Origin of the sequence: Flavihumibacter sp. (assembly GCF_036676075.1) — a bacterium.
Lineage (GTDB): Bacteria > Bacteroidota > Bacteroidia > Chitinophagales > Chitinophagaceae > Flavihumibacter.
The window spans coordinates 520,902-536,920 of the sequence record NZ_JAKFDQ010000007.1 but is presented as its reverse complement, the minus strand read 5'-3'; the positions used below and the strand labels follow the sequence as shown (position 1 = coordinate 536,920).

17 protein-coding genes are annotated in these 16,019 nt (G+C 37.3%); all 17 read left to right on the top strand.

From position 1 onward, the window contains the following. The first annotated feature begins 9 nt into the window (after positions 1 to 9). The 17 genes from V6M43_RS05150 to V6M43_RS05070 all read left to right on the top strand — a co-directional run bounded on the left by V6M43_RS05150 (position 10) and on the right by V6M43_RS05070 (position 16,017). Positions 10 to 873: a glycosyltransferase family 2 protein gene (locus V6M43_RS05150; protein WP_332733008.1), complete on the top strand. Its 864-nt coding sequence runs from the start codon at positions 10 to 12 to the stop codon at positions 871 to 873. Next, positions 870 to 2,078, top strand: coding sequence for a glycosyltransferase (locus V6M43_RS05145; RefSeq protein ID WP_332733007.1), 1,209 nt, complete (start codon positions 870 to 872; stop codon positions 2,076 to 2,078). The genes V6M43_RS05150 and V6M43_RS05145 overlap by 4 nt, the downstream gene beginning before the upstream one ends. Before the next feature lie 2 nt (positions 2,079 to 2,080). After that, a complete protein-coding gene (locus tag V6M43_RS05140; protein ID WP_332733006.1) occupies positions 2,081 to 3,166 on the top strand; it encodes a DegT/DnrJ/EryC1/StrS family aminotransferase in 1,086 nt (361 codons plus the stop codon). Position 3,167: 1 nt separating this feature from the next. Next, entirely contained in the window at positions 3,168 to 3,785 is a 618-nt protein-coding gene (locus V6M43_RS05135; protein ID WP_332733005.1) for an acetyltransferase, read from the top strand. Then, on the top strand, positions 3,782 to 4,936 hold the full coding sequence (locus tag V6M43_RS05130; RefSeq protein WP_332733004.1) for a hypothetical protein: 1,155 nt from the start codon (positions 3,782 to 3,784) through the stop codon (positions 4,934 to 4,936). Before V6M43_RS05135 ends, V6M43_RS05130 begins: the two co-directional genes overlap by 4 nt. After that, positions 4,911 to 5,870, top strand: a complete 960-nt coding sequence (locus tag V6M43_RS05125) for a glycosyltransferase family 2 protein (RefSeq protein WP_332733002.1) — start codon at positions 4,911 to 4,913, stop codon at positions 5,868 to 5,870. The genes V6M43_RS05130 and V6M43_RS05125 overlap by 26 nt, the downstream gene beginning before the upstream one ends. Further along, complete coding sequence (locus tag V6M43_RS05120) at positions 5,870 to 6,517, top strand: acyltransferase (RefSeq protein WP_332733000.1); 648 nt, start codon at positions 5,870 to 5,872, stop codon at positions 6,515 to 6,517. Before V6M43_RS05125 ends, V6M43_RS05120 begins: the two co-directional genes overlap by 1 nt. Next, complete coding sequence (hisH, locus tag V6M43_RS05115) at positions 6,517 to 7,134, top strand: imidazole glycerol phosphate synthase subunit HisH (protein WP_332732998.1); 618 nt, start codon at positions 6,517 to 6,519, stop codon at positions 7,132 to 7,134. Before V6M43_RS05120 ends, hisH begins: the two co-directional genes overlap by 1 nt. Positions 7,135 to 7,149: 15 nt before the next feature. After that, positions 7,150 to 7,920, top strand: a complete 771-nt coding sequence (locus tag V6M43_RS05110; protein ID WP_332732996.1) for an AglZ/HisF2 family acetamidino modification protein — start codon at positions 7,150 to 7,152, stop codon at positions 7,918 to 7,920. 5 nt (positions 7,921 to 7,925) lie between these two features. Beyond that, positions 7,926 to 9,080: an N-acetyl sugar amidotransferase gene (locus V6M43_RS05105; RefSeq protein ID WP_332732994.1), complete on the top strand. Its 1,155-nt coding sequence runs from the start codon at positions 7,926 to 7,928 to the stop codon at positions 9,078 to 9,080. Continuing rightward, on the top strand, positions 9,081 to 10,097 hold the full coding sequence (locus V6M43_RS05100) for a Gfo/Idh/MocA family protein (protein WP_332732992.1): 1,017 nt from the start codon (positions 9,081 to 9,083) through the stop codon (positions 10,095 to 10,097). Between the two features lie 8 nt (positions 10,098 to 10,105). After that, positions 10,106 to 10,573 carry an acyltransferase gene (locus V6M43_RS05095; RefSeq protein ID WP_332732990.1) on the top strand — a complete coding sequence of 156 codons (468 nt, stop codon included), beginning with the start codon at positions 10,106 to 10,108 and terminating at the stop codon, positions 10,571 to 10,573. A gap of 4 nt (positions 10,574 to 10,577) precedes the next feature. Beyond that, positions 10,578 to 11,690 carry a DegT/DnrJ/EryC1/StrS family aminotransferase gene (locus V6M43_RS05090; protein WP_332732988.1) on the top strand — a complete coding sequence of 371 codons (1,113 nt, stop codon included), beginning with the start codon at positions 10,578 to 10,580 and terminating at the stop codon, positions 11,688 to 11,690. 437 nt (positions 11,691 to 12,127) lie between these two features. Then, the gene (locus tag V6M43_RS05085) at positions 12,128 to 12,826 is read left to right on the top strand and encodes a hypothetical protein (RefSeq protein ID WP_332732987.1); all 699 of its coding nucleotides are present in this window, start codon (positions 12,128 to 12,130) and stop codon (positions 12,824 to 12,826) included. Between the two features lie 7 nt (positions 12,827 to 12,833). Then, positions 12,834 to 13,874: a glycosyltransferase gene (locus V6M43_RS05080; protein ID WP_332732985.1), complete on the top strand. Its 1,041-nt coding sequence runs from the start codon at positions 12,834 to 12,836 to the stop codon at positions 13,872 to 13,874. Between the two features lie 44 nt (positions 13,875 to 13,918). Beyond that, positions 13,919 to 14,884, top strand: a complete 966-nt coding sequence (locus tag V6M43_RS05075; RefSeq protein WP_332732983.1) for a CgeB family protein — start codon at positions 13,919 to 13,921, stop codon at positions 14,882 to 14,884. Further along, the gene (locus tag V6M43_RS05070) at positions 14,881 to 16,017 is read left to right on the top strand and encodes a hypothetical protein (protein WP_332732981.1); all 1,137 of its coding nucleotides are present in this window, start codon (positions 14,881 to 14,883) and stop codon (positions 16,015 to 16,017) included. The genes V6M43_RS05075 and V6M43_RS05070 overlap by 4 nt, the downstream gene beginning before the upstream one ends. The last annotated feature ends 2 nt before the right edge of the window (positions 16,018 to 16,019 follow it).

The following is a 16,019-nucleotide window of genomic DNA, read 5'->3' as shown; positions in this document are numbered from 1 at the left end:
TTCAAGGTAATGCACATAGAAGAACTCATGTTACCACCACCTTTAGTTTCGATTATTATACCAACGTATAATTCAGCAATCACTTTAGAGAAAACCCTTCAAAGTATTTTAGATCAAAGCTATATAGCACTAATTGAATGTTTAATAATGGACGGTGGTTCCAATGATAATACCTCAGCAATCATTTCTAAATTTCAGGGATTAAATATAAATTTCTCTTCTGAGTCTGATAATGGCATCTATGATGCCATGAATAAAGGTATTCGAAAGGCAAAAGGTGAATTTGTTTATTTTATTGGTAGTGATGATAGATTATATGATCCGCAGGTTATTGAGAAAGTATTTTCCAATGATTATAAGAATTACGATGTCCTTTATGGCAGTGTTTACAATGAGGAATTAAAAATTACATACGACGGAGAATTTGATGATGAGAAAATTTGCCTTCAACCAATTTGCCATCAAAGTACATTTTATAGGAAAACCCTATTCAACGAATTTGGTTATTATAATACTTCTATGAAGGTATCAGCTGACGCCTATCTGGATAAGATTCTTTTTACAGCACCGAATGTAAAATGGCTATATGTAAATCAGATCATAGCCAGCTACAGCGGAACAGGACTTAGCGCCAATACGTTTGACCTTGTTTATTGGTCAGGGGCCGAGAAATTGCTAACCAGTAGGTTTAAAGGAAAATTACCTAATAAGACCATTTACAAGGCTCTGCTTCCGTATGTGCGTTGGCATTTCAGTGGAAGGACTTTCCTTACCGCAATTAAAATTGCATGGCATGGAAACCCCATTAGTTTGAAGTACTGGCTTAATCATCCCTTCGGTTATTTCCGGAGGTTATACAAAAGGCTTTTTTGAAGAAGATATTGATTATACCCTCCTGGTATCCTACCAGTCATAATCCATCCCTGGGAGTATTTTTCAGGTTACAAGCACAGTTGCTGAGAAATGTTGGTAACGATGTTAAGGTTCTTCTACCGGTAGTGAAAAAGCAGTCAAAAAAAGAGTTTATAAAAAGCGGATTGAAAAAATCTATAACTATAAATTCCGATTATTGCCTTCAGGAACCCGAAGCAATATTCCTACAGTTTAATGTAAATGCACTTTCAAAGAAACTCGATCTTACAAAGGAAATAGTAGAAGATCTTATACCTGATCTGATTTCCATGGTTTCTAAATGGAATTGGAAACCAGATATAATTCATGCACACGATTGCTTTCCAGCAGGTTTTTTTGCCCAAGCACTTTCAAAGCATTTTAAATGTCCTTGGGTGCTAACACAGCATACTCCCTTGGTTGCAACTACACTTAATGAAAACTCCCTGAATGGATATAGGTTTCTGACTGCGAATGCCACTCTTTTCAGTGTTGTTAGCAGCTATGAAAGGGATCTTTATATCCGTAACCAGTTCCTTCATGATGCTTTTGTGCTTGGCAATCTTCTGGATGAAACATCCTTTTATCCCGCAGATGTTGGCAGTTCAGATAATAATTCCTTTACGATAATTAATGTTGGGAGCCTTAGTGCCAGAAAAGATTATCCAACCTTGCTCTTGTCATTAAAAATTTTCAAGGAGCGGTATGCTCATTTTTTTAAGGCAAAACTTGTTATGCTAACAAGCTTTACGGATGGTATTTCTCTGGAAGATATTAAGGAGATGGTTTCTGATATGAACTTAACTGATAATATCGAATTTGTTTTTGATATTTCGGATCCCGACATTATGCGAAAGCATTATCAGACATCTTCTGTTATGGTATCCACTAGTTTGTATGAAACCTTTGGTGTCGCAGTCGCGGAGGCAATAGCCTCAGGTATTCCAGTTATTGCTACTGATAATGGCGGCGTAAGAGATATTGTGGATGAAGGGGTTAATGGCTTTGTAGTGCCCTTGAAGAATGCAGAAGCCATAGCAGATAAGCTTGAATTGCTATATAATTCTTCAAACAATCTGAATAAAGAAAAATTGCATAATTCAGTTGTAAGTAAATTTGGTTCCAGGGCGTTTGAAATAAGATTGAATACCTTATATAATGATGCGGTTAATCTTTACAATAATTAATCATGATAAATGTAGCCAAGTCTTTTTTACCACCATTTGAAACATATACGGAATATTTAAAAGGAATATGGGAAAGGGGTCATCTGACCAACCACGGTCCGCTGGTAAACGAGCTTGAGGAAAAATTAAGGGATTATCTTGGTGTAAAACATTTTTTCTTTGTCAATAATGGTACAATTGCTCTGCAGATCGCCATACGAGCATTGGATTTAAAAGGAGAAATTATCACTACGCCTTTTTCATATGTTGCCACCACTTCCTCTATTGTTTGGGAACAGGCAGAACCTGTTTTTGTAGATATAGACCCGGAAACGTTTACTATCGACGCAGCTAAAATTGAAGAATCAATTACAGAAAGAACTACAGGAATTCTGGCTACCCATGTTTATGGAATCCCATGCAACACAGTTGAAATTGAAAGGATTGCTGCTAAGTTCAATCTGAAAGTTATATATGATGCAGCCCATGCATTTGGAGTGCAACACCGGGGTAAGGGCGTGATGAATTTCGGTGATATTTCAACGCTTAGCTTTCATGCCACAAAGCTCTTTCATACTGTGGAAGGGGGAGGCATTACAACTAATGATGATGATGTTGCTCATAGGATAGCATATATGCGAAACTTTGGACATAAGGGACAGGAAGACTTTTGGGGAATGGGTATTAATGGTAAGAGTTCGGAATTTCATGCTGCAATGGGCCTTTGTGTTTTCCCATACATAAATGAAATTCTTGAAACCAGGAAGGAGCTGTCCCAATATTATGAAACCTGTCTGGCTGAAAATGGCATAAAACTTCAGCGTCCTATTATTACGCTTGATACTAACTATAATTATTCTTATTATCCTGTGGTTTTTGAAACGGAAAAGCAATTGCTTGCAGTGAGGGATGCACTCAATGCCGCTTATATATACCCAAGAAGATATTTCTATCCTTCATTGAATAAGTTAGTGTATGTTAACAACAGATCAATGGAAGTTGCAGAATCTGTTGCAGCAAGAGTGATTTGTTTGCCCTTATACCATGACTTATCGAAGGAGAACATCCGGCGGATTTGTTCTATAATCGGTGATATTCTAAAATATTGACATGATAATACTAGGGGCTGGAGGTCACGCAAGGGAATTATATAATGAATTTATTTGGAGTGGAATACAACCTCCAAACTACTTTTATGATGATTCCGGCAATGCTCCTGCCACTCTGTTGGACCAAATTGTTTTGGATAGTTTGGATTCTGCCAGGAACTTGAATTCAGCTATTCAACAATTTGTAGTAGGGGTAGGAAATCCGCTAATCCGTAAGAAATTATATGACCTTTTTAGTAATGCAGGATTTGAGCCGTTCTCTCTAATATCTATTCAGGCTCGAGTAGGTATAAATAATGAACTTGGAAGAGGGTTGAATGTAATGACGGGCGCTGTGATAACCACGAATGTTTGCATAGGAGATGGGACACTCGTTCATATAAATTCTTCAATTCACCATGATTGTAAAATCGGCTCTTTTTGTGAAATATCTCCTGGCTCCAGAATTCTTGGAAAGGTGACATTAGGGAATTTGGTAAGCATTGGCAGTGGAGCTATTATTCTACCGGGTATCAGGATTGGAGATAATGTTAAAGTGGGTGCCGGAGCTGTAGTGACACGCGATTTGGAAAACAATGAAGTTGTTGTTGGCATACCGGCAAAGCCGATTAAGAAATGAAAACAATACTAGGAAATATTTCACCAGAACTTATAAAGAAAACTTATCGCTGGTTTAGGTATGGCCATGAACGGAAAAGGCTAGTCAGGGAAAATGGTATCAGGAGAAGGCAAAATGAATTATTGCCAAAGTTGTTTGTCAATAATAACCGCCCATTGGTAGTTTTTGTTGTACAAGGAGCAGATCGATTTTCTGGCAAGGATAATATTTCTGGAGGTGCAATTTCTATAATGTCTCTCTGCGAAGAAACACGTAAACTCAATGAACAGTTCGGTTTTCAGACCATTATGTGTACCATGCATGGTGAGGTCCTTCTTGAGAAGCATGAACAGTTTGAGAATAATACACCTGTTTTTCGGTTTGAACAATTGCATCGATATTTCACCCAGAGTTCTGTGTTAACATTTCATATACCAGAGTATATGACAGAAAAGTTTGTTATTACCCTTTCGGTGGCAGACCGCTTATGGTTTCAGGAGAGAAAAATGGTACACATCAATATCATGAACCAAAATATTCGCTTAATGCCTGGGGTAGACATAATAGCGAAAGTTAAAAATGTTACTAATAAGGTAACAATAACGACTGCTCACCAAAAATATTGTACTCCCATATACCGCGAGAAATATGGAGTACCAATTCATAAATTTTCTGTATGGATCAGTCCGGAACAATACAGATTTGTTGAGTGGAAGGATAAAGATAACCTGATAGTCGTTTCACCTGATGAGCATCCTATGAAATCGCAAGTATTGGAACAATTGAAGTTTATACCTGGATTAAAGGTTCAGATCATTAAAAATCTAACATATAATCAATATAAGGAACTGATATCAAGAGCTAAATGGTCGTTGACTTTTGGAGAAGGTCTTGATGGTTATTTGATTGAGCCTGTTTTTAGTGGAGCTATTGGTTTTGCCGTTTACAATGAAGATTTTTTTACCCCTGATTATAAGGAATTAAAAACAATATACAGTGATTATAATGACCTGTCTGGAAATATTCATAAGGATATTGTTAAGCTAGATATAGAGAAAGAATTTGAGAATTATCAGAAGAAGATTTTTCAAATTTGCGCTTATCATTATAGTAAAGAACAATATTTATCAAATGTTAAGGCGTTTTATGACGGAAAGTATACCCACCCTTAATAATAATTCTGATAGTCCTTTAGTTTCAGTTGTCTCGGTCACATATAATTCTGCTCGATATGTCAGAGATACTATATCTAGTGTTTTGTCACAATCATATCCTAACATTGAATATATTATAGGAGATGATAACTCCTCTGATAATACCTGGGAGATTATTAATGAATTCAAAGATCCGAGGATAATAACATATCGAAATGAGAGAAATCTGAAAGAATATGTTAATAGAAACAAAGCCATTCAACTGGCCAAGGGTAAATACCTGATTTTTATTGATGGTGATGATATTATTTATCCACATGCTATAATCACATTTCTTGAATATATAGAAAAGTATCCTGAGGCTTGTATGGCAATTCAGAAAGGTTATTTGAATAATGCAGTATTTCCATTTTTGCTTCAACCGGTAGAACAGTATAAAAATTATTTCTTTGGTAGCGTGAATCTTCTGGTATCAAGTTTTGCGTCTAATTTTTTCAGACTTGAGCATCTCAAAAAATTTATGCTGTCCGAAAAATATAAATCGGGTGATGACGAAATTCGGTTGAGGTTAGCTGCTAACTTTCCTGTGTTGTATATTCCTGGGTGGCTCTCATGGCCGCGCGAAACGCCGGGTCAGGCGTCATCCCAGATTCCCGAGGATGTGGCTTTAATTCAGGCTATGGATTACATTAATAACATTCTCAATGCTGATAATATTATTTCAGGAAATCCTGAACTTACTTATAGTATTCATGAAAAGCTTAAATGGAAATGTGCCGAATTCTGTAAACGTTCTTTAAAGAAAGGCAGAATAAAAAAAATGCTCGAGTTTCTACGGGATTCTGGTTTCTCTTCTCGTGAATTATTAGCTACAAAAAATGTAAGAGTTACTGATGTGCTTGCTACTTCAACCCCAATAAATCCATATAAAGAACCAGACAAGGTCTTATAATGATAAGTAAATTGAGGTTTTATTTAAAGAATCCATTTCGATTAATTACTGTTCCCCTGACCAGGCTTCCATATTTTTCATTTATAAGGGCTACCGATGATTATCAGAACAGAATAAATTTTGACTTCTGGTTTAAACAGAAGGTTCTGAATTTGGGGGGTAATCGAAAAGCATATTGGCCGGTTCATTGGACCAGTCAGGTATATGATGCGGATAAAATTCTTGTTGGTGTAGATGCCTATCCCGGTATAATGAAAGGCTGCTATATTCAAGGTAAGGGAGGAATTGAAATAGGTGACTACACCCAGATTGCGCCCAATGTTGTTATTGTAAGCGCCAATCATAACGTTTATGATAGCAGAGAACATATATCAGAGCGAGTTCAAATTGGTAAATATTGTTGGATTGGTGCTGGAGCCAAAATAATGCCCGGGGTTAAATTAGGTGATTGGACTATAGTTGGGGCTGGAGCAGTTGTTACGAAATCTTTTGAAGAGGGCTTTTGCATAATTGGGGGAGTGCCAGCAACGAAGATCAAGGACCTGGATGTTTCAAGATGTATTCCATTTCAGAATAAAAAACTCTATCATGGGTACATAAAAGCTGAAAAATTTGAGAAGTATAAAAATAAATATCTTAAAACTTAATGCTTGTAATTGTTGATTATGGTGTTGGAAATTTATCCTCCATTCAGAATATGATTAAAAAAGGGGGTAACCAATCAATTATATCCGGTGATATAGATACTGTAGCAAATGCTTCTAAAATTCTACTGCCAGGTATGGGACATTTTGACAATTGTATGATCAAGTTAAAAGCCTCTGGATTGTTACCTGCAATTGAAAAGAAGGTGTTTGAGGAAAAAATTCCTTTATTGGGTATTTGTGTAGGACTGCAGATGTTTATGCATTCAAGTGAAGAGGGAAGTGAACCAGGCTTGGGGTGGATTCATGGCAAAACTGTGCGTTTTGATACTACTCGCATGGATACAAACACATTCAGAATTCCAAATATGGGATGGCTGGATGTGAAGCCGGTAAAGCCCTCTAGTTTGTTTGCCGGACTGGAGGATTCCAGATTTTATTTCGCCCATACATACCATGTTAAGGTCGACAATAATTTAGATGAAATGGTAATGGCAAATTATGGGTATAATTTTACAGCCGGAATTGAATGCGGAAATATAGTTGGGGTACAGTTTCACCCTGAAAAAAGTCATCGGTTTGGTATGCAGTTGCTCAAAAATTTTATTGAGCGTTATTGATAAATAGTAGGATAGATGCGAAGAATTCGGGTAATTCCTGTTTTGCTGATACAGGATGGAGGTCTTGTTAAATCTGTGCGGTTTAAACATTATACTTATGTAGGAGATCCTATTAATGCTGTGAAGATATTCAATGACAAAGAAGTTGATGAAATTGTAATACTTGATATTGAGGCTACGAAAAATCAATCAGGACCTGACTTTCAACGAATTAAAGAAATAGCTAGCGAAGCGTTTGTTCCTTTAGCTTATGGTGGGGGAATAACTAAGATCGATGAGATTAAGCAACTATTTTACCTGGGAGTTGAGAAAGTTGTTCTGAATAACCAGGCTTATCAGAATCCATCTTTGTTGACAGAGGCGGCCAGTCTGGTAGGTAGTCAGAGTGTTGTAGCATCTGTGGATGTTAAAAAAAATTGGTTGGGTCAATACAAAGTATATGTTAAAAACGGAGGGCAAAACACAGGGAAGAGCCCTGTGGAATATGTTCAGGAGCTGGTTAATGCTGGTGCAGGAGAAATATTCCTAAACAGTATCGACAGAGATGGAACATACAATGGGTTTGATCTTGACCTGATTAAACAGGTTTGTTCAGCTGTTAATGTTCCTGTAATTGCTTGCGGAGGGGCTTCTATTATAGATGATTTTCAATCTGCAGTAGCAGCTGGAGCATCAGCTGTGGCTGCCGGAAGTATGTTTGTTTTTCAAAGAACGCATAGAGCAGTACTGATCAGTTATCCCTCACAGAAAGATTTGGAAGATAAATTATTTAGCAGATTTAATTAATTATGATGGTTTTAAGTAAGGATGATCCCAATTACCAACAATGTGTTTTGACTGTTATGGATAATATTGCAGACCCTGATATTCAATTTGATCAGAACGGGGTTTGTAATTACTATCATGAATACATGATGGCTGAAAAGGAAGGTGTTTACAAGGGTGCTGACGGAGAGAAGAAGCTAAATGAGCTGGCAGTAAGGATAAAGGAATCGGGTAAAGGAAGCCAGTACGATTGCCTTATTGGGCTAAGCGGTGGAGTTGACAGTACATATGTGGCATACCTGGTAAAAAAGCTAGGATTGCGCCCGCTGGCAGTACACCTGGATAATGGCTGGAATAGTGAACTGGCAGTTATGAATGTAGAGAATATCATTAAGAAACTTGGTTTTGATCTATTCACACTTGTCATCAACTGGGAGGAATTTAAAGACCTGCAACTATCATATTTAAGGGCTTCGGTGGTTGATATTGAGGTGGCAAGTGATCATGCCATTTTTGCAACTATGTATAAATTGGCAAAAGAGAAAAATATTGGTTACATCATCAGCGGTACTAATATTGTAACTGAATTTATAATGCCACCCAGTTGGTTGTACAAGAAAATGGATTATGCCAACCTGGAAGATATTCACAATAAGTATGGTAAGAAAAAACTGAAGTCGTATCCCACTTTTGACTTTAAAAAGTATGTGTATTACTCTGCTGTATTGAGGTTAACACCAATTTCAATTCTGAATTATGTTCCATACAACAAAGCTGAAATTAAAGAGCTCATAAAAAAGGAGCTGGACTGGCGGGATTATGGGGGAAAACACTATGAATCAATTTTCACCAAATTCTACCAGGCATATATTTTACCAGAAAAATTTCACATTGACAAACGAAAGGCACATTTGTCAACTCTAATATGTTCCGGCCAGATTACCAAATCCGAAGCAATTGCTGAGCTTGATAAACCTTTATATGATTCGAAAGAATTAGAGGCAGATAAAGAGTATGTGCTAAAGAAGCTGGGATTAAGCAACGAAGAGTTTGAAAAAATTATGGCGCTGCCTGTTCGCAAACACGAGGAGTTTAAAACGGATACAGAATCAAAGCGCAGATACATGAGTTTCCTTAAGAAAACAGAAAGAATAAGAAGAATATTAAAACCTAATAAATAAATGGGCTCATCATTAAAATTTGGAATTGTAGGTTGTGGCAGAATTGCCCAGCGACATGCAGAACATATCAATAATAAAGGTGTACTTGTTGCTGTTTGCGATATTGTAAAGGAAAAGGCTGATGAAATGGCGGGAAAATATGGCGCAAAGGCATACTATTCTATTGAAGATATGTTGCAATCAGAAACTGCTATTGATGTAATAGCGGTATGCTCACCAAACGGGCTCCATGCTCAGCATGCGATTCAGATTCTTTCAGCCGGATTTCACTGTTTGTGTGAAAAACCAATGGCGCTTACTGTAGCTGATTGTGGTGAGATGATTAAAGTTGCGGAAAGAAAGAATAAGCGGGTTTTTGCCATTAAGCAGAATAGATTCAATCCGCCAGTTGAAGCAGTTAAACGTTTATTAGATGAAGGCCGCCTTGGAAAAGTGCTAAGCGTTCAACTAAGTTGTTTCTGGAACAGGAATCCAGATTATTATCATAATTCATGGAAAGGCACGCTTGCACTGGACGGCGGTACATTATACACTCAATTCAGTCATTTTATCGATCTTCTTTACTGGATGGTCGGAGATGTGAAGAATGTAAAAGCCTTTATGGGAAACTATATTCATAAGGGTATTATTGAATTTGAAGACACTGGTGTGGTTATACTGGAGTTTAACAATGGAGCTATTGGAACAGTTAACTATACAGTAAATAGTTACAATAAGAATATGGAAGGTTCACTTACCATATTTGGCGAGAAGGGAACAGTGAAAATAGGGGGGCAATACCTTAATGAATTGGAATACCAGAACATTGAGGGTTATAAAATTGAGAATCTTCCTGAAGGAAACAAGGCAAATAATTATGGAAATTACCAGGGTTCAATGAGTAATCACGATAAGGTTTATGATAACCTTATTGATGTATTGGAAAACAATGCTGAGATATCTACCAGTTCCTTTGAAGGAATGAAAACTGTTGAGATTATTGAGAAAATCTATTCTTCTGCAGTTAAACTCTCCTAATAATTAATATGAATCAGCCATTATTATCACAGGTTCAGATTCGAATCGATGTTGAATTTGGTGAAAATGTAAAAGTTGTTCAACCCGTTAATCTCTATGGTTGCATTATAGGTGATAATTGTTTTATTGGTCCTTTTGTTGAAATTCAAAAGGATGTAAAAATTGGTAGTAATACTAAGATTCAATCTCATTCTTTTATTTGTGAACTAGTATCAATAGGTGATTATTGTTTTATTGGTCATGGCGTAATGTTCATAAATGATTTGTTTTCTGGAGGCGGACCAGCCCAGGGAAATAAAGCATTGTGGCGGCCAACGAAAATTGGTAACAATGTTTCAATAGGTTCCAACGCAACAATTTTACCTATTAATATATGTGATAATGTAGTTATTGGGGCAGGTTCTGTTGTTACAAAAAATATTACTAAAAGCGGTGTATATGCTGGAAACCCCGCAAAATTCATAAGAGAAATTTAAATAAATGAGAGTCCCGTTTGTAGATCTGAAAGCTCAATACCTTTCTATTAAAGATGAAATTGATTCTGCTATATCAAATGTGATCAACGAAACTGCCTTTATTGGTGGCAAATATGTGAATGCGTTTGAATCAGAATTTTCAAAATTATATGGAATTAAGAATGTTATCTCCTGTGCAAATGGTACAGATTCACTTTATATTATCATGAAAATGCTTGGTATTGGTGAAGGTGATGAGGTGATCACAGTGGCTAACAGTTGGATTTCAAGTTCAGAAACAATTACTCAAACCGGGGCGAGACCTGTATTTGTAGATATTGATCCGGTTTATTATAGTATGGATGTCACTAAGCTTGAAGCCGCAATAACCCCACATACAAAGGCAGTGATAGCTGTTCACCTGCAGGGACAAATGTGTCCGATTGATCTTATTAAAGCTATTTGTGATAAACAGAAGATTAATCTGATTGAGGATTGTGCCCAATCTCATTTTTCGGAATTGGATGGGCAAAGAGCCGGATATTTCGGTCTGGCTGCATCCTTTAGTTTTTATCCTGGAAAGAACCTGGGTGCCTATGGTGATGCAGGATGTATTATGACGAATGATGATGAACTGGCACAAAAGTGTCGGATGTATGCTCGTCATGGAGCACTCAAAAAGCACGAACACAAGATGGAAGGAATCAACAGCCGCCTTGATGGTCTGCAGGCAGCGATTCTGTCGGCCAAACTGCCTCATATTTTAGAGTGGACAAGGATGCGCATACAGAATGCAGATCTTTATCATAATCACCTTGCTGGAATTGCTGAGATCATCTTACCAGCCACAAGGCCGGGAACGGTGCATACCTGGCATTTATATGTGATAAGGGCGAAGGAAAGAAATGAATTAGCGAGATTTTTGTCGGACAGAGGTATAGAAACCGCAATTCACTATCCAACGGCATTACCTAATTTGCCTGCATATGAATATCTTGGCTATAAACCGGAGGATTTTCAAGTTGCTACTAACTTACAATCTGAAATTCTGTCTTTGCCAATCTACCCGGAACTGAAGGAAGAAATGATCGTTTATGTAGCTAATTCTATAAAGGAATTTTATTCTGGCAGGAAGTGAAAGTATTAACCGGTAAAACCATCTTGATATTGTCTCCCCAGTCCTGGGGAAAAATGTTCGTATCCAAGCATCATTATGCCGTTGAATTGGCGAAAGCGGGTAATGAAGTCTATTTCCTGAATCCTCCTGCACCGAATCTCGCTAATAGAGTACAGGTTTCTATACATTCCGAGATTAGGGGACTTTACATTATAGACCACAAGCTATGGTTCCCGTATGCTCTGAAGTTCCATGCTAACTCTGTCTTTCAATTGCTGATGAAAGGACAGGTTAGAGCTATTTTGAAGGAAATCAGAAAACCTGTCAATGTTATTTGGTCTTTTGACCTTGGCAATTTATACCCCTTTAAGTTCTTTCCGAAGACCGCTATTAAGATTTTTCACCCGGTGGATGAACCTTTGAATTCTTTAGCTATTCAATCGGCTCAAGGGGCCGATTTGATCATTTCTGTAACCACAGAAATACTTGAAAAGTATGGACATTATAATGTTCCTCGTTATTTTATTAATCATGGTGTCAATGAAGAATTTCTTCGTCCAACTGATTTCGAGGAACACTCAGGCCCTTTACGGATTGGTCTGGCAGGCAACCTAATCAGAAAGGATATTGACAGGAAGACTTTATTGGACATAGTAGGTAATCATCCTGAATATGAATTTTATTTCTGGGGAAACTATGATTTGTCATCTTCAAATACAGGGGGCGATGATGATGATCAGACGCGGGCCTTTATTGATTCCCTTAAGAACTTTTCGCATGTAAAGCTCTTCGGACCCGTTTCGCCATCAGATTTAGCCCGTGAATATGGAAATGTGGATGCCTTCCTGATTTGTTATGATATCAACAAAGACCAGAGCAACGGTACCAATTATCATAAGGTGCTGGAGTTTATTAGTACTGGAAAATTGGTCATTTCTAATAATATTACCACTTATTCAAGTCACCCCGACCTCGTTCAAATGACAAAGAGCAGGAATTCCAATGATCAATTAAGTGAGCTGTTTTCCGATTGCATTAGTAATCTTAAATTCTGGAACAGTCCTGAAAAAATAAAAATCAGAAAGGATTTTGCCTTGGATAACAGTTATCAACGACAATTGGAAAGAATTGATGAAAAAATTTCCCTGATCAGATAAGAACAGAATGTCGGTTTTAATTATTAGTCCATCGGGTAATTTTTACGGTAGCGAACAGGTTTTGTTTGACTATTTAACCGATTCTGTCCTGCCTTCCAGTGTTGCTATAAATGAAAGAGGTTTATTCTTAAAATATTTGAGGGCAGCAGGTACTCCGCATGAACTCTCCGGGTTTGATCCATATAAGTTACGAAGATTTTATTGGAGGCTTATACGGCATTTAGCATTAGGAAAATACCATACAGTTTATTGGAATGAAGCCGGGCATATAAATTACGTTATTCTGCTTTCCAAATTATTTCCCGGTAAGAGGTTCATAGTCCATGTACGCATAATAGAAGATACAAAAACGCAAAGGTGGTTTCTTAAACCAGGTTCCAATGTTCGTTTTATTTCTGTTTCGGATTATATCCGCCAAAACCTTCCATTTCCTTCCATCTTGTTATATGACCCTTTCAATTTTGAGGGGAAGGAAATTCCTCCATTGCACTTTAGTGGTCCATTGAGAATAGGGGTAATTGGGAGATTAACTTTTACCAAAGGCATTGAAACATTCACCGAATTGTTTTCGATGATAGAACGAAAAGGTTTGGGCAGTATGTTCAATTTTATTTTTTATGGTGAAGTTTCAGAAGATGTGAAGGAATCAGATTGGTTAAATAAGAATAGCACCTACTCCTTTGTTGCTTTTGCAGGATTTCAGAAGGACAGGAACGTCATCTACAATTCAATAGACTGCGTAATGCATCTGAGCAAACAAGAGGCATTGGGCAGAATTTTTCTGGAAGCTCTTGATGCGGGTAAGCCCCTTATAGGTATGAACGCTGCTGGAATTGGAGAAGTGGGTAATATGCTAGCAATGAGAGATTTACTAATGGAGGATGGAAAGGGGAATGATTTTTTTGAAAAGATTCTTGAGAAACTGATATATGTGCACCAAAACAGGGAAGGATTGTATTCAATGGTAAAAGATGCAAAAAATAAAGCAAAGGAAATATTCTCGCTTTCGGATTATACTGCAACAATAGATAAAATAATATCCGGTTGAATTTTTATTATATTGGTCAATACCAGTCGGGGTCCACTTCCAGAATGCGGGGAGAAGTTTTAGCGGGTTTAATAGGTGCTGCAGCTAATATAGTTATTGATACAAACGTTCCTATTACCGATGCGGGTAGGTTATTCAAAAGTATAGGCTGGAGGTTTTATATCGGCCCATTGATAAAAAAGGTCAATAATTACATTAGGGAAAGGTTAAAGGATATGGGGAAGGGTGATTTCGTTTGGGTGGATAAAGGTGTGTTTATTGAACCTGATATATTATCAGAAATAAAAAATGCCGGTGCCTTTCTGGTCCACTATACACCGGATACTGCTTTTGCACATAACAGGTCCGGATTGTTTTTCAGAGGGCTTCCTTATTACGATGCCTGTATAACGACGAAATCTTTTGAGCTACTGGATTATGAAAAAGCTGGATCACAAAAAACCATATTTTGTACCCAGGGTTATAACCCCAATTTGCATCAGCCTTTACATTCATTTGCTGAAAAAAAGGGAATATGTTTTATAGGACTTGCAGAACCTAATCGCCTCCATATTTTGAGTAAGTTGATTGAAGCAGGTTTCCCAGTTAAAATAGGGGGATACGGGTGGAGTAAACTATCGAAAAAATATTCGGGAATGGAAAACTTTACATTTCTTGGAGAAAGAATTTTTGGCGAGGATTATGTGCAAGCCATTTCATCTTCTTTACTCGCACTTGGTTTGTTATCAAAGCGATTCCCCGAATTGCACACAACCAGAACATTTGAAATACCTGCTTGCGGTACCGCATTGATAACTGAGGATAATAAAGAAATAAGACAATTTTATGGAGAGGATGAAGTTTTGTATTTCCACGACCACGATGATCTTGTAGAGAAGATTCAATACTATTTGAATAATATAAACCAATTGCAGATATTAACCCAAAAGGGGACTGAAAAAATGAGAACGGGAAAATATGATTACCCTTCCATTTTAAAGAATATTTTGGTACAACTGGATGTAGTATGAGCAAGAGGCTTTTTATCTATCATTATAATCCAATTGAGCTATTTCCGCCTGTTGTTAATTTTTTGAATTTTGCAGATGTAGCGTTGGCTCCGGAATGGCAGGTAAATGTATATACTACCTATCCGCCCGATTCAGTTGGTCTTTACCATTCCGGTTCCCGCCGAATTCAGATAATTCGACTGGGTAATGGTTTTTCAAAAGGTAAAAAGTGGCGAAACCTTATATCGTTGATGTGGTTCAATTTAGCAGGAACCTTTCAGTTGAGCCTCACCAGGATAAATGCTTTATTATATTTTGAGACAAGTTCTGCATTACCCACTATTATCGGTAAGCTACTGTTGAAGAAAGATTTCAACCTTTATATTCACTACCATGAATATATGAGTCCGAAGGATTATGCCCGAACAAGATTCCAATCCTACATTCAATCTAAAGAATTGCTTTTATATAGTAAGGCACAATGGGTCTCACATACAAATCAGAAACGAATGGAAATGTTCTTGAATGATATTCACCAACCTTTACTAAAGAATAGTGAGATAATGCCGAACTACCCCCCTGCAGAATGGATAACACATAAAAATCCTTCTTTGCGTTCGGTTGATGTGATTCGCTTTGTATTCGTAGGCTCAGTAGCTGAGCAGGGCTCCTATATCAGGGAGTTTTTGACCTGGTTAGCTGGTTTGAAAAGAGATTACACCTTCGATATATTTACACAATCAGAAACAGAAAGTTTGCGTCGCATTATCCGGGAGTGTAATGTAAAAGGGGTAAGGATTCGTGGATATGTTAATAACAGCAACCTGCCTGATGTATTAAGTTCTTATCATGTAGGCCTGATCTTGTATAAAGGTATTGAATTGAATGTTATTTACAGTGCTCCTAATAAATTGTTTGAATATCTCGCCTGTGGCCTTGATGTGTGGGTAGATACAGCAATTGAGGGTGTAATACCTTATTATACGGATAAGGTGTTTCCGAAAGTAGTGCCCGTATCATTTTCAAATCTCGATGAATATAATGTTGAACAATTAATTAACAGGGAAGGTCTTTCTTATTTACCTTTTTCAGAGTCATACGAAAAAGAATATAAAAGATTGTTGGATCGGATTTCTAATGTATCTGGTAATTAAAC

Bases quoted from the DNA above. Each gene is read 5' to 3' on its own strand.
- V6M43_RS05070 (WP_332732981.1), top strand. From the start codon at position 14,881: ATGAGCAAGAGGCTTTTTATCTATCATTATAATCCAATTGAGCTATTT.
- V6M43_RS05095 (WP_332732990.1), top strand. From the start codon at position 10,106: ATGAATCAGCCATTATTATCACAGGTTCAGATTCGAATCGATGTTGAA.
- V6M43_RS05120 (WP_332733000.1), top strand. From the start codon at position 5,870: ATGATAAGTAAATTGAGGTTTTATTTAAAGAATCCATTTCGATTAATT.
- V6M43_RS05075 (WP_332732983.1), top strand. From the start codon at position 13,919: ATGCGGGGAGAAGTTTTAGCGGGTTTAATAGGTGCTGCAGCTAATATA.
- V6M43_RS05125 (WP_332733002.1), top strand. From the start codon at position 4,911: ATGACGGAAAGTATACCCACCCTTAATAATAATTCTGATAGTCCTTTA.
- V6M43_RS05080 (WP_332732985.1), top strand. From the start codon at position 12,834: ATGTCGGTTTTAATTATTAGTCCATCGGGTAATTTTTACGGTAGCGAA.
- V6M43_RS05135 (WP_332733005.1), top strand. From the start codon at position 3,168: ATGATAATACTAGGGGCTGGAGGTCACGCAAGGGAATTATATAATGAA.
- V6M43_RS05140 (WP_332733006.1), top strand. From the start codon at position 2,081: ATGATAAATGTAGCCAAGTCTTTTTTACCACCATTTGAAACATATACG.
- V6M43_RS05090 (WP_332732988.1), top strand. From the start codon at position 10,578: ATGAGAGTCCCGTTTGTAGATCTGAAAGCTCAATACCTTTCTATTAAA.
- V6M43_RS05105 (WP_332732994.1), top strand. From the start codon at position 7,926: ATGGTTTTAAGTAAGGATGATCCCAATTACCAACAATGTGTTTTGACT.
- hisH (WP_332732998.1), top strand. From the start codon at position 6,517: ATGCTTGTAATTGTTGATTATGGTGTTGGAAATTTATCCTCCATTCAG.
- V6M43_RS05150 (WP_332733008.1), top strand. From the start codon at position 10: ATGCACATAGAAGAACTCATGTTACCACCACCTTTAGTTTCGATTATT.
- V6M43_RS05110 (WP_332732996.1), top strand. From the start codon at position 7,150: ATGCGAAGAATTCGGGTAATTCCTGTTTTGCTGATACAGGATGGAGGT.
- V6M43_RS05100 (WP_332732992.1), top strand. From the start codon at position 9,081: ATGGGCTCATCATTAAAATTTGGAATTGTAGGTTGTGGCAGAATTGCC.
- V6M43_RS05130 (WP_332733004.1), top strand. From the start codon at position 3,782: ATGAAAACAATACTAGGAAATATTTCACCAGAACTTATAAAGAAAACT.